General features: G+C 73.4%; 10 protein-coding genes. 8 read left to right on the top strand and 2 right to left on the bottom strand.

Annotated elements, in window-relative coordinates; genetic code table 11:
- Nucleotide 1: 1 nt before the first annotated feature.
- Nucleotides 2-2,221, top strand: a complete 2,220-nt coding sequence (locus VE546_RS05680) for a discoidin domain-containing protein (protein ID WP_324919194.1) — start codon at nucleotides 2-4, stop codon at nucleotides 2,219-2,221.
- Between the two features lie 121 nt (nucleotides 2,222-2,342).
- On the opposite strand, the gene VE546_RS05675 is transcribed toward VE546_RS05680, so the two are convergent.
- Nucleotides 2,343-2,891 carry a DUF2165 domain-containing protein gene (locus tag VE546_RS05675; RefSeq protein ID WP_324919192.1) on the bottom strand — a complete coding sequence of 183 codons (549 nt, stop codon included), beginning with the start codon at nucleotides 2,889-2,891 and terminating at the stop codon, nucleotides 2,343-2,345.
- A gap of 181 nt (nucleotides 2,892-3,072) precedes the next feature.
- Here VE546_RS05675 and VE546_RS05670 point away from each other — a divergent pair, with 181 nt between their 5' ends.
- The 7 genes from VE546_RS05670 to VE546_RS05640 all read left to right on the top strand — a co-directional run bounded on the left by VE546_RS05670 (nucleotide 3,073) and on the right by VE546_RS05640 (nucleotide 12,484).
- Complete coding sequence (locus tag VE546_RS05670) at nucleotides 3,073-4,059, top strand: NADPH:quinone reductase (protein WP_324919190.1); 987 nt, start codon at nucleotides 3,073-3,075, stop codon at nucleotides 4,057-4,059.
- Nucleotides 4,060-4,129: 70 nt separating this feature from the next.
- A complete protein-coding gene (locus tag VE546_RS05665) occupies nucleotides 4,130-4,672 on the top strand; it encodes an SRPBCC family protein (RefSeq protein WP_324919188.1) in 543 nt (180 codons plus the stop codon).
- 37 nt (nucleotides 4,673-4,709) lie between these two features.
- Nucleotides 4,710-6,278, top strand: coding sequence for a class I adenylate-forming enzyme family protein (locus VE546_RS05660; protein WP_324919187.1), 1,569 nt, complete (start codon nucleotides 4,710-4,712; stop codon nucleotides 6,276-6,278).
- Between the two features lie 106 nt (nucleotides 6,279-6,384).
- A complete protein-coding gene (locus tag VE546_RS05655) occupies nucleotides 6,385-7,767 on the top strand; it encodes a nitrate/nitrite transporter (RefSeq protein ID WP_324919185.1) in 1,383 nt (460 codons plus the stop codon).
- A complete protein-coding gene (locus tag VE546_RS05650; protein WP_324919183.1) occupies nucleotides 7,760-9,886 on the top strand; it encodes a molybdopterin oxidoreductase family protein in 2,127 nt (708 codons plus the stop codon). The genes VE546_RS05655 and VE546_RS05650 overlap by 8 nt, the downstream gene beginning before the upstream one ends.
- Nucleotides 9,883-11,229 (top strand): FAD-dependent oxidoreductase, encoded by a 1,347-nt coding sequence (locus VE546_RS05645; RefSeq protein ID WP_324919181.1) that lies wholly within the window; start codon nucleotides 9,883-9,885, stop codon nucleotides 11,227-11,229. The genes VE546_RS05650 and VE546_RS05645 overlap by 4 nt, the downstream gene beginning before the upstream one ends.
- Before the next feature lie 40 nt (nucleotides 11,230-11,269).
- On the top strand, nucleotides 11,270-12,484 hold the full coding sequence (locus tag VE546_RS05640; protein WP_324919179.1) for an NAD(P)/FAD-dependent oxidoreductase: 1,215 nt from the start codon (nucleotides 11,270-11,272) through the stop codon (nucleotides 12,482-12,484).
- Here the strand turns inward: VE546_RS05640 and VE546_RS05635 are convergent.
- Nucleotides 12,406-13,158 (bottom strand): dithiol-disulfide isomerase, encoded by a 753-nt coding sequence (locus VE546_RS05635; RefSeq protein ID WP_324919177.1) that lies wholly within the window; start codon nucleotides 13,156-13,158, stop codon nucleotides 12,406-12,408. The genes VE546_RS05640 and VE546_RS05635 overlap by 79 nt on opposite strands.
- Between the last annotated feature and the right edge of the window lie 82 nt (nucleotides 13,159-13,240).

Below are 13,240 nucleotides of genomic sequence, written 5' to 3'. Positions count from 1 at the left end.
CATGTCCGTCTCCCCCACCGGACCACCCGTGCCGTACAGATCCTCGCCGCCCCCGCCCCTCTCACCGCCCTCACCGTCCCACCGGCGAGGGCTCGCCTCGCTGCTCGTCACCGCCCTGGTCGCCACCCTGCTGGCGATCGTCCCGGGGACGGTCGCGCACGCCGCGCCCGTCCTGCTCTCCCAGGGCAAAAATGTGACCGCGTCCAGTCAAGAAAACGCCGGCACCCCGGCGACCGCCGCCGTCGACGGCGACCCGGGCACCCGCTGGGCGAGCGCCTTCTCCGACCCGCAGTGGATCCGGGTGGACCTGGGCGCCTCCGCGAACGTCAGCCAGGTCGTGCTGCGCTGGGAGGCCGCGTACGCCAGGGCGTACCGGATCGAGTTCTCCGCCAACGGCACCGACTGGTCGACGGCCTACTCCACCACCACGGGCACCGGCGGCACCGAGACGCTGAACGTCTCCGGCAGCGCCCGCCACGTCCGGGTGTACGGCACGGCCCGTGCCACCGGATACGGGTACTCCCTGTGGGAGTTCCAGGTGTACGGAACCACCGGTGACACAGGCGGCGGTCCCATCCAGGGCGGCGGCGACCTCGGCCCGAACGTGCACGTCTTCGACCCCTCCACCCCGAACATCCAGGGGAGGCTGGACGAGATCTTCCGGCAGCAGGAGTCGGCGCAGTTCGGCACCGGCCGCCACGCCCTGCTGTTCAAGCCGGGCACGTACCACAACATCAACGCCCAGATCGGCTTCTACACCTCCATCGCCGGTCTGGGGCTGACGCCCGGCGCCACGGTCTTCAACGGCGACGTGACCGTGGACGCCGGCTGGTTCAACGGCAACGCCACCCAGAACTTCTGGCGCTCCGCCGAGAACCTGACGCTCAACCCCGTCAACGGCACCAACCGGTGGGCGGTCTCCCAGGCGTCCTCGTTCCGCCGCATGCACGTCAGGGGCGGCCTGAACCTGGCGCCCACCGGCTACGGCTGGGCCAGCGGCGGCTACATCGCCGACAGCAGGATCGACGGCACCGTGAGCCCGTACTCGCAGCAGCAGTGGTACACCCGCGACAGCTCGATCGGCGGCTGGCTGAACGGCGTGTGGAACATGACGTTCTCCGGGGTGGAGGGCGCGCCCGCGCAGAGCTTCCCCGATCCGCCCTACACCACGCTGGACACCACCCCGGTCTCCCGCGAGAAGCCGTTCCTCTACCTGGACGGCAACGACTACAAGGTGTTCGTCCCGGCCAAGCGCACCAACGCGCGCGGCACCTCCTGGGGCGGCGGCGCCCCGCAGGGCGAGTCGCTCCCGCTGAGCCGGTTCTACGTGGTCAAGCCCGGGGCGACGGCGGCGACCATCAACGCCGCGCTCGACCAGGGCCTGCACCTGCTGTTCACGCCCGGCATCTACCACGTCGACCGGCCGATCGAGGTCAAGCGCGCCAACACGGTCGTGCTGGGCCTGGGCCTGGCCACGATCATCCCGGACAACGGCGTGACGGCGATGCGGGTCGCCGACGTGGACGGGGTGCGGCTGGCCGGGTTCCTCATCGACGCCGGGCCGGTCAACTCGCCGGTGCTCCTGGAGGTCGGGCCGCAGGGCGCGTCCGCGGACCACGCCGCGAACCCGACGACGCTCCAGGACGTCTACATCCGGATCGGCGGCGCCGGCCCGGGCAAGGCCACCACCAGCGTGGCGGTCCACAGCCACGACGTGGTCATCGACCACACCTGGGTCTGGCGCGCCGACCACGGGGACGGCGTGGGCTGGGAGACCAACCGGGCCGACTACGGCGTCCGCGTGTACGGCGACGACGTGCTGGCCACCGGGCTGTTCGTCGAGCACTTCAACAAGTACGACGTGGAGTGGTACGGCGAGAACGGGCGGACGATCTTCTTCCAGAACGAGAAGGCGTACGACGCGCCCAACCAGGCCGCCATCCAGAACGGCGACACCCGGGGCTACGCCGCCTACCGGGTGGACGACTCGGTCGACCGGCACGAGGGCTGGGCCATGGGCAGCTACTGCTACTACAACGTGGACCCGACGATCCGTCAGGACCACGGCTTCAAGGCACCGGTCAAGCCCGGCGTCAGGTTCCACCACCTGCTGGTGGTGTCGCTGGGCGGCAACGGCCAGTACAACCACGTGATCAACAACACCGGTTCGCCCACCTCGGGCACGTCGACCATTCCGTCGGTGGTGGTCTCCTACCCCTAGATCTGACCTGGACCTGACAGCTCCATCCCGTCCTCGTCCCGTTCCCTCCGGTGCCCGGCGATACCGCCGGGCACCGGCCGTCGGGCCGGGAGGCCGCCTCCGGAAGGTCGTCTCCGGAAGGTCAGCCGCCGCCCCCGCGCGGGGCCGGGAGGTGGACCACCACCAGGGCGAAGGCGGCCAGCGCGACATTGCGCGCCGCCGCGTCCAGACCGTTCCAGTCCGAGGACTGCCACATGGCGAACCACTCCCCGCCGATGCCCATGAAGCCCAGCCCGAACAGCAGCAGGACCATCACCAGGCCCAGCGTGCTGGCCCGGCGGGCGCGGTCGTGGGCGCCCCGGCGCAGCCCCGTCGCCCAGAGCCAGGTGGCGAGGAGGAGGACCAGGGCGGCGAGGGTCTCCCAGACGATGATGGCGACGTAGGCGGCGTCCTGCACGGCGGGCGACTCGATCGCCCGCCACATGAGGTCCGGGTCCTTGAAGGTGGTGTCCATCGCCAGCACGTGCCGGACGAACTGCTGGTTGGTGCCGAAGTCGGTGATGTTGCCGAAGGCGACCAGGGCCATGTAGACCGCGACGGTGGCCGTCAGCGCGGCCGCCGCGACGGGCAGCGTGCCCAGTGGGAGCAGCCGGTCCAGCCGGGTGCCGGTGCGCGCCTCGTCGTCCGCCATGCGTCCTCCCCCGTCGGTCCACCGGTGTCCACCGGTGTGCCCCTCATCCTCGCAGGGCCGCAAGGACCGTGGAACTCCTTTTCCCCGCGCCTTCCCCGCGCCTTCCCCGCGCCGGGACCGACCTGACAGACGTCGGCGCGGAAGGACGACTGCTCCGGCGGGAACTGCCAGAATCCAGACCATGCTTGCTGCCTACATCGAGGAACTCGGTGCGCCGGACGTCATCCGACACGGCGAGCTGCCCACCCCCCGGCCGGGCCCGACGGACGTCCTGGTGAACGTCGAGGTCACCGCCGTCAACCACGTGGACACCTTCGTGCGCTCCGGGGCGTGGCGCACCCCGGTGCAGTTTCCGTTCGTGATCGGCCGCGACCTGGTCGGCACCGTGGCCGCCGCGTCCCCCGGCGCCCCCGGCTTCGCGGTCGGCGACCGGGTGTGGTGCAACAGCCTCGGCCACGCCGGGAGGCAGGGAGCCGCCGCCGAGCAGGTGGTCGTCCCGGCGGACCGGCTCTACCACCTGCCCGAGGGGGTGTCGCCCGCCGACGCGGTGGCCGTGGCGCACCCCGCGGCCACCGCCTATCTGGCCCTGTTCACCCACGGCCGGCTGCGCGCCGGGGAGACCGTCGTCGTCATCGGCGGCGGCGGCAACGTGGGCAGTGCCCTGATCGTGATGGCGTCGCGGGCCGGTGCCCGGGTCGTCACCACGGCGAGCGCCCGGGACGCGGAGTACTGCCGCGCCCTGGGGGCGGCCGAGGTCATCGACTACCGGGACCCCGACGTCATGAAGTGCCTGCGGGAGGCGTGCCCGCGCGGCGCCGACCTCTACATCGACACCTCCGCCCGGAACGACCTGGAGAGCGCGGTCGAGCTGCTGGCGCGGCGCGGACGCGTGGTGGTCCTCGCCGGGCTGCGCACCCGCCCCGTGCTGCCCGCCGGACCGCTCTACCTCAAGGACTGCTCGGTCGTCGGCTTCGCCATCTCCCAGGCGACGGTCACCGAACTGGCCGACGCGGCGGCGACGATCAACCGCCTCCTCGCGGACGGCGCGCTGCGCCCCCCGGCCGTCGAGACGCTTCCGCTGAGCGCCGCCGCCGAGGCGCACCGCCGGCTGGAGGCGGGCGAGGTGCGCGGCAAAATGGTCCTCCGCGTGACCGGCGCGGAAGCCTGAACAAGGCAACTTGACGGACCATTACTGCGCTCGTTGACCGGCTCCCGCCGATCCCCGCAGCATTTTCTGCATGAGCGAATCAATCATCGACACCTCCCCCCTTTTCGAACTCCGCGCCGACATCCACGTGTCGGCCACACCGATGGACGTCTACAACGTCGTCAGCGACCTCGGGCGCAGTGGCGAGTGGAGCCCGGAATGCAGGGGCGGCGAATGGGTCTCCGGGGAGCCCCGTACGGTGGGAGCCGTCTTCCGCGGTGAGAACCTCCGCAGCGAGGACGTGGTCGCCTGGGCGCCGCTGGTCCGCGGCACCTGGTACACCGAGGCCAAGGTCGTGGCCGCCGAGCCGGGCCGCACCTTCCGCTGGATGATGCTCACGCACGCCGGCGAGGACCAGGAAAGCATCTGGGGATTCGACATGGAGCCCGCGGCCGGCGGCTGCGTGCTGACCCACCATTTCCGTATGGGCAAGGCCACCGCCGGAATTCACAAGATCGTGGAGAACCTGGACGAGACGGAACGCAAGAAGTTCGTCCAGGAGTGGACGGAGAAGCTGGAAAAGGACCTGGACGAGACCCTTAAGCGCATCAAGGGCGTCATCGAGAAGCAGTGAGAAGAAATCACCCGCCGGACGCACGAGAGAGCTGAAAATGCTTCTGCAGCGCATAGCAAACAAGGGAATTCGGCTGGGCACGCTCTTCGACCGGGCGGCGGCGCGTCATCCGGCAAGCCCGGTGTTCCTCGACCACGACCTCGACATCGCCCCCGAGCGCGGACGCCGGATGACGCTGACCGAGGTGGCCGACCTGGTCGACGACTTCGCCTCCCGTCTGTGGGCCGCCAGGGTCAGGCCCGGTGAGTACGTCGTCGTCCACAAGACCGACGGCTTCGACATCTCCCTCCTGGCCTGCTCCGTGGCGCGGATCGGCGCGATCCCCGTGCTGTTGTCGCCGAAGCTGGACGGCGAGACCGTCGCGGAGCTGATCCGCCGCGTGAACCGGCCGTACCTGGTGACCGACCAGGCCAAGCTCGACAACGACCTGCCGGAGAAGGTCTTCGAGCTGTCCGAGCGGGTGCTCCTGACCTCGGGGAGCCACCCGGAGGCCACGCCGCTCGCGGAGTTCTCCGGGGTCCAGCGGGTCTCCCCCGTGAGGATGGCGCCGGACCACCCGACCCTGATCACCCACACCTCCGGCACCACCGGCATCCCCAAGCTGGCCGTCCACACCGGCTTCACCTTCCAGGCCCGCTACCGGCCCCAGGCGACCGTGGTCTCCGTGGTCAGGAAGCGCGAGCCCGTCGCGATCCACGTGTCCTTCGTGCACTCGCGGATGTTCACCGCCATGCCCATCTCGGTGCTCCAGGGACACCCGCTCATCATCCTCAAGGATGACGACCCGGAGACCGTGGGCACGCTGTTCTCGCAGTGCCCGCCCGGCCTGATCGAAGCGCACCCCAACACCTTCCTGCGGTGGGAGGTGCTGGCCGAGGACCCGCGCGAGCCGCTGGCCAACGTGAAGTACTTCTCCAGCACCTTCGACGCCATCCACCCCAGGACGGTGCACCGGCTGCTGAACGCCTCGCGCCGCCGGATGCCGCTGTTCGCCCAGGCGTACGGACAGAGCGAGGTCGGCCCGATCGCGGCCCGCACCTACACCAAGAAGCGCGGCGCCGAGGCGGACGGCCGGTGCGTGGGCGCCCCCTTCCCGGGCATGACGGACGTGCGCGTGGTCAGCCGCGACGGCAATCCCCCCACCAAGGAGTCGCCGGGCTACATCGAGGTCAAGAGCGACGGACGGATCATCACCTACCTCGGCGAGCACGAGCGCTGGAAGAAGCAGGTCAACGACGGCTGGTGGCGCATGGGCGACCTGGGCTACCGCACCAAGTGGGGCTGCCTGCACCTGCTGGACCGCGAGGTCGACGAGATCCCCGGGATCGACAGCACGCTGGAGATCGAGGACAAGCTCTTCGCGCGCCTGCCGGAACTGGTGGAGGTCATCATCATCCCCGGCGAGGACCGCCGGCCCGTGCCCGTGGTGAGCACCCGGGACGACAAGCCGCTGGACCCGGTCGCCTGGCAGGCGGCCGTGGCGGACCTGCCGGCCATGGCCGACCCCGTCCAGTGGCGGCTGGAGGACCTGCCGCAGACCGCCACGACCAAGATCAAGCGGCTTGAACTGGCGCGCTTGCTGGCGGCGGGAGGCAAGCAGGCGTGAGCCACACCCACCTCGCGGTCCGCTCCGCCGGTGCACGAGGTGTTCGCCGCCGGGATCCCCGCTTCGGCGGGCCCGGCGGCCCTCGACGGCCCCGGGCGGTGCGGTCGTGACCGCGCGCGCATCCCGCTGGATCACCGACTGGGATCCCGAGGACGAGGACGCCTGGGAGCGGGGCGGCCGGCGCATCGCCTTGCGCAACCTGGTCCTGTCGGTGCTCTGCGAGCACATCGGGTTCTCGGTGTGGACCATGTGGTCGGTCCTGGTCCTGTTCATGTCCCCGGAGATCGGCTTCGCCTTCGATCCGGGCGAGAAGTTCCTGCTGGTGGTCGTCCCGACCCTGGTGGGCGCGGCACTGCGGCTGCCGTACAGCTACGCGGTGACGCGTTTCGGCGGACGGAACTGGACCGTGTTCTCCTCGGCGATCCTGCTGGTGCCCACCCTGCTCACCCTGTACTTCGTGCAGCGCCCCGGCACCCCGCTCTGGGTGTTCCTGCTGATCGGCGCGGTGGCCGGAGTGGGCGGCGGCAACTTCGCCTCCTCGATGACGAACATCGCCACCTTCTTCCCCCGGCGCCACCAGGGGTGGGCGCTGGGCCTCAACGCGGGCGGCGGCAACCTGGGCGTCGCCGTGGTGCAACTGATCGGGCTGCTGGTCATCTCCACGGCGGGCAGCGCCCACCCGTCGTACGTGGCGGCGGTCTACCTGCCGCTGATCGTCCTCGCCTCGCTCCTGGCCGCGTGGAAGATGGACAACGTGGACGCCGTACGCGCCGAGCCCGGCGCCCAGCGGGAGGCCGCCGCGTGCGCCGACACCTGGTGGATCTCGCTGCTGTACATCGGCACCTTCGGCTCCTTCATCGGCTACGGCTTCGCCTTCGGCCTGGTGCTGCAGACCCAGTTCGGCGCCACTCCCCTGGAGGCGGCCAGCCACACCTTCCTGGGACCGCTGCTGGGCTCGCTCTCCCGCCCCCTGGGCGGATGGCTGGCGGACCGCTTCGGCGGGGCCCGGGTCACCCTGTGGAACTTCGCCGGGATGGGCGCGGGCACCCTGGTGCTGCTGGTGGCCTCGGACCGGGACTCCCTGGGCCTGTTCGTGGCCGGGTTCACGGTGCTGTTCGTGCTCAGCGGGCTCGGCAACGGCTCGACGTACAAGATGATCCCGGCGGTCTTCGCCCGGCGCGCCGAGGACGCCGTCACCTCCGGAGGCGACGCCGCCCGCGCCTTCGCCGACGCGCGCAGGCTCTCCGGCGCCGCGATCGCCATCGCCGGGGCGGTGGGCGCGCTCGGCGGAGTGGCCATCAACCTGGCGTTCCGCGCCGCGTACGGCGGCGGGTCCGGCTCCGGGGAACCCGCGTTCATCACCTTCCTCATGTACTACGCGGCGTGCGCGCTGCTGATCCGGACCGTCTACCTCCGCCGCGAGCGGCGACCCGCGGCACCGTCCTCATCTCCGTCCTCGTCCGTGCGCCGGGAGGCCACCCGTGCCTGAGACCACCGCCGCGGTGGCGACGCACTGCCCGTACTGCGCCCTGCAGTGCGGCACGCGACTGGACCACGAGGGCGACACGGTGACGGTCCACCCGTCGGACTTCCCCGTCAACCGGGGACGCCTGTGCCAGAAGGGGTGGACGGCGCCCGCGCTGCTGTCCACCCCCGGCCGGCTGCTCCACCCCCTGGTCCGCGGACCCGACGGGCGGCTCGCCCCCACCGACTGGGACACCGCCCTGGACACCGTCGCCGCCGGCCTGAAGCGCGTACGGGCGGCCCACGGCCCGGACGCAGTCGGCGTCTTCGGCGGCGGCGGGCTCACCAACGAGAAGGCGTACCTGCTCGGCAAGTTCGCCCGGCTGGCGCTCGGCACCAGCCAGATCGACTACAACGGCCGGTTCTGCATGTCGTCGGCGGCGGCCGCCGGCAACGCGGCGTTCGGCATCGACCGCGGACTGCCGTTCCCCGTCACCGACCTGGCCGAGGCCGAGGTGATCCTGCTGGCGGGCGCCAACCCGGCCGAGACCATGCCGCCCCTGATGCACCACCTCGGCCGCGCCGAGCTGATCGTCCTCGACCCGCGGCGCACCAGGACCGCCGAGCGCGCCGCCCTCCACCTCCAGCCCGCGCCCGGCACCGACCTCGCCCTGGCCCTGGGGCTGCTGCACATCGCGGTCGCCGAGGGGTACCTCGACAAGCGGTACGTGGACGAGCGCACCACCGGGTTCGACGCCGCCTGGGCCCGGGCCGCGGCCTGGTGGCCCGAGCGCGTCGAACGCGTCACGGGCGTGCCGGCCGCGGAGCAGTACGAGGCCGTGCGCATGCTCGCCGAGGCCGGCCGGCGCTACGTCCTCACCGGCCGCGGAGTGGAGCAGCACAGCAAGGGCACCGACACGGCCGCCGCCTTCATCAACCTCGCCCTGGCGCTGGGCCTGCCGGGCCGCGAGGGCAGCGGCTACGGCTGCCTGACCGGGCAGGGCAACGGCCAGGGCGGGCGCGAGCACGGCCAGAAGGCCGACCAGCTCCCCGGCTACCGGATGATCACCGACCCCAAGGCGCGGGCCCATGTGGCGGGGGTGTGGGGCGTGGACCCGAAGGTGCTGCCCGGCCCGGGACGCAGCGCCTACGAACTCCTCGACGCGCTCGGTACGCCGGCCGGCCCCCGTGCCCTGCTGCTGTTCGGCTCCAACCCGGTCGTCTCCGCCCCGCACGCCGCCCATGTCACCGAACGGCTGGCCGCGCTCGACCTGCTGGTGGTGGCCGACTTCGTGCCGTCCGAGACCACCGAACTCGCCGACGTCGTCCTGCCCGTGGCCCAGTGGGCCGAGGAGGAGGGCACCATGACCAACCTGGAAGGGCGGGTGCTGCGCCGCCGCGCCCTGCTGCCGCCGCCGCCCGGCGTCCGCAGCGACCTGGAGGTCCTGCACGGCCTGGCCGTCCGCCTGGGCGAGCCCGGCCACCGCTACCCCGTGGCCCCCCGCGAGGTCTTCGACGAACTGCGCGCCGCTTCCGCCGGCGGCAGGGCCGACTACTCCGGCATCACCTACGACCGCCTCGACGCGGGCGAGGCACTGTACTGGCCGTGCCCGGACTCCCCGGCCGGCGGTCCGTCCGGCGCGCCCGGCCGGGACGGGCGGGCGCGCCCCGCCCACCCCGGCACCCCGCGGATGTTCCTCGACCGGTTCGCCCACCCGGACGGGCGGGCGCGGTTCGCCGAGGTGGACCACCGCGGGCCCGCGGAGACGACCACGGCCGACCGCCCCCTGTACGCCACCACCGGGCGGGTGCTCGCGCAGTACCAGTCCGGTGCCCAGACCCGGCGCGTGCCGGAGCTCAACGAGGCCGCCGGGGAGGTCTTCGTCGAGGTGCATCCCGACACCGCCGAACGCTTCGGACTGCGGGAGGGGGAGCCGGCGCTGGTGTCCTCGGCGCGCGGCGGCACCGTCGCGCGGGTGCGCCTGGACGGGACGCTGCGCACCGACACCGTGTTCCTGCCGTTCCACTTCCCCGGGCGGGGACGGGCCAACCTGCTCACCAATCCAGCGCTGGACCCCCACAGCCGGATGCCCGAGTTCAAGGTGTGCGCCGTACGGATCGAGCCCTGGGCGGGGCCGGTGTGAGCGGCATCCTCGTCATCGGCTACGGGCCGGCGGCGCACCGGCTGGTGGAACGGCTGCGCCGGCACGGCCACCACGGTCCGGTCACGGTGCTCGGGGCGGAGCCCGCCTGCCACCGCCCCCTGCTGACCTCCGTGCTCGCGGGGACGCTCCCGCCCGAGGCGATCGTCCTGCCCCCGCCGCCCGGGGACACCCGGGTCCGGGTCGGGGTGACCGCCGTCCGCATCGACCGGCGGGCCCGTGCGGTGCACGCCGACGACGGGACCGTCCACCCGTACGACACGCTGGTCCTGGCCACCGGGGCGCGCCCGGACGTCCCCGCGCTGCCGGGCGTGCCGGGCGAGGGCGTGCGCACGGTGCGGTCCCCGGCCGACGTCGCCGGGCTCGACGACGGGCCCGTGGCCGTGCTGGGCGGCGGTGTCCTCGGTGTGGAGACGGCGCTCGCGCTGCGCCGCACCGGCCGCGAGGTCGCCCTCGTCCACCCCCGTCCGCACCTGATGAACCGCCACCTCGACGCCGGGACCGGTGCCCTGCTGGCGGAGCGCCTGGCGGACCACGGCGTCCGGCTCCACCTGGGGCGGCGGGCGGCGCGGTACGTGCCGGGCAAGCTGGCCCTGGAGGACGGCCGGGTGGTCGCGGCCGACACGCTGCTGCTGTGCACCGGGGTCACCCCCGACACCCGGCTCGCGCGGGACGCGGGGCTGTCCGTGCGCCGGGGCGTGGTGGTCGACGACCTGCTGCGCACCTCCGACCCCCGCATCCACGCGATCGGGGACTGCGCCGAGCACGCCGGGCAGGTGCCGGGGCTCGTCACACAGGCGTGGGACCAGGCCGAGACGCTGGCGCGGCTGCTCGCCGGCGCCCGGGTCCGCCACCGGCCCGCCAGGACCGTCGTCCGGCTCCGCGCCCCCGGCGTCGAGCTGGCCGTCGTCGGCCCGCCCGGTGCGTCCGGCGAGGAGTCGGTGACCCTCTCCGACCCGGCCCGCGGCCGCTACGCCGCGCTGGCGCTCGACGGGGGCAGGATCACGGGCGGGGTGCTGCTCGGCCTGCCCCGGGCCATCGCCGCCGTCAGCCAGCTCTACGACCGGGACCTGCCGGTGCCGTCCGGACGGCTCGCCCTGCTGCTGGGCACCGCCTCGCCCGGCCCCGCTCCGGTCGAGCTGCCCGACGACGCGGTGATCTGCTTCTGCAACAACGTCACCAGGGCCGCGATCGCCGGTGCCTGGCGCCGGGGCGCCCGCGACCTGGCCGCGCTCGCCGCCGCGACCCGCGCGACCACCGGCTGCGGCACCTGCGCCCCCGACGTCCGGCGCGTCTGCGAGGCGCTGTCGGCCGCGCCGGCCTGAGGGCCGGGCGGCCCCCACGTCTGCGAAGGGACCGTGACCCATGACCCGCACACTCGTCGTCGTCGGCCACGGCATGGTCGGCCACCACCTCGTCGAGAGCCTGCGCACCCGGGACACGGCGGGCTCCTGGCGGATCGTCGTCCTGGCCGAGGAGCCGCGCCCCGCCTACGACCGGGTCCGCCTCTCCTCCTACCTGGCCGACCGCGACACCGGCGAACTCGCCCTGGCCGGGGCGGACCTGGCGGCGGACCGGCGGGTGGAGCTGCGGCTCGGCACCCCCGCCACCGCGATCGACCGGCGGACCCGCACGGTGAGCACCGCGCACGGCGACCGCATCGGCTACGACGCGCTGGTGCTCGCCACCGGCTCGCGGCCGTTCGTGCCGCCGGTGCCCGGGTGCGACCTGCCCGGCTGCTTCGTCTACCGCACCGTCGAGGACCTCGACGCCATCCGCGCCGCGGCCGTCCCGGGCCGGCCCGGGGTGGTCGTCGGCGGCGGACTGCTGGGCCTGGAGGCCGCCAACGCGCTGCGGCTGCTGGGCATGCGCCCGCACGTCGTCGAGCTGGCGCCGCACCTGATGCCGGCGCAGATCGACCAGGACGCCGGGCGGCTCCTCGCCGAGTACGTCACCGAGCTGGGCCTGTCGGTGCACTGCGGGACGGCCACCCGGTCCGTCGACGCCGGGCCCGACGGCCGGGTGCGCGCGGTGACCCTCGGCGACGGCACCGTGCTGGAGACCTGCCTGGTGGTGTTCTCCACGGGAATCCGGCCGCGCGACGAACTCGCCGGTCCGGCGGGCCTGGAGACGGGCCCGCGCGGTGGTTTCCTGGTGGACGAGCGCTGCCGCACCGCCGATCCGCGCATCTGGGCGGTCGGGGAGTGCGCGGCGGTCGGGGGCCGCTGCTACGGGCTGGTCGCGCCCGGGTACCGGATGGCGGAGGCCGTCACCGACCAGTTGCTGGGCCGGGGCGACACGCCCTTCCCGGGCGCGGACCTGTCCACCCGGCTCAAACTGCTCGGCGTGGACGTCGCCAGTTTCGGCGACGCCCACGCCGAGGCGGAAGGGGCGATGGAGCTGGTCTACGCCGACCGCACCGCCCGGACGTACACCAAGCTGGTGCTCGCCCCCGACGCCCGCACCCTGCTCGGCGGGGTGCTGGCCGGGGACGCCACCGCCTACCCCGTGCTGCGCTCGCTGGTCGGACGGGAGCTGCCCGCACCGCCCGAGCGGCTGCTGTCACCGTCGGCGCGGTGAAGCCGCCGCACCAGCTCCTCCGCCCACTCGGGGCGGTAGTCGTCCAGCCGGGGGAAGCCGCCGTCCAGCGGGTCGCCGGTCCACGCGGACGTCACCCCGGGGTTGTGGACGCCGTAGCCGCCGGGGGCGAACAGGTGTGGACTGCCCTGGATCTCCGGGCCCTGCGCGGTGTGCCACTGCTCGTACACCTCGGCGCGTCCGCTGCCCCGGGCCAGCGCCTCGGCCAGCTTCCCGGCGTCCACGTGCGGGCAGCCCTCGGCGAGCTCCAGGATCACCGCGTGGACGCTGATGCACCGGCTCTCGGTGTAGAACGCCCGGCGTAGCGCGGCGTCCAGCTCGTCGCTGCCGCGCAGGCCGCCGATCTCCGGGTCCTTGGCGGCCTGTACGGCCTCCATCGCGGGCAGCAGGGTCACCGGATAGGTCCACTCCGGCGCCGACCACCGCCGCCAGCCCAGCTCCGGGTGGCGGCCGGCGATCACCGCCACCTCGGCGTCCACGATGTACTTGGGGTTGGACCTGCGGTCGAACAGCTCCAGCGGGAAGGCCCGGTGGTCCACCAGGACCGGCAGCCCGAGGCGCTCGGCGGCGCCGTGCAGCGTGTGGAGGGCGAGCGTCGCCCACGGGCAGCTGATGTCCGACCAGACGGTCACCACCGGTATGTCACGTACGGTCACCGGCCGGCCTCCCCACCGCGCGTGGGGGCGTGTGCGGGGGCGGTCCGGCCGCCGTGTCCGCCCGGGCGGACACGGTGCGGCG

Origin of the sequence: Streptomyces sp. (genome assembly GCF_035644915.1) — a bacterium.
Taxonomy (GTDB): domain Bacteria; phylum Actinomycetota; class Actinomycetes; order Streptomycetales; family Streptomycetaceae; genus Streptomyces.
Note: the sequence above shows the minus strand (reverse complement) of the source record. Positions and strands in the feature narration are given on the sequence as shown.

What these genes read in the sequence shown, in the direction of transcription:
- VE546_RS05680 (WP_324919194.1), top strand. Translation starts at nt 2, where the DNA reads ATGTCCGTCTCCCCCACCGGACCACCCGTGCCGTACAGATCCTCGCCG.
- VE546_RS05675 (WP_324919192.1), bottom strand. Translation starts at nt 2,891, where the DNA reads ATGGCGGACGACGAGGCGCGCACCGGCACCCGGCTGGACCGGCTGCTC.
- VE546_RS05670 (WP_324919190.1), top strand. Translation starts at nt 3,073, where the DNA reads ATGCTTGCTGCCTACATCGAGGAACTCGGTGCGCCGGACGTCATCCGA.
- VE546_RS05665 (WP_324919188.1), top strand. Translation starts at nt 4,130, where the DNA reads ATGAGCGAATCAATCATCGACACCTCCCCCCTTTTCGAACTCCGCGCC.
- VE546_RS05660 (WP_324919187.1), top strand. Translation starts at nt 4,710, where the DNA reads ATGCTTCTGCAGCGCATAGCAAACAAGGGAATTCGGCTGGGCACGCTC.
- VE546_RS05640 (WP_324919179.1), top strand. Translation starts at nt 11,270, where the DNA reads ATGACCCGCACACTCGTCGTCGTCGGCCACGGCATGGTCGGCCACCAC.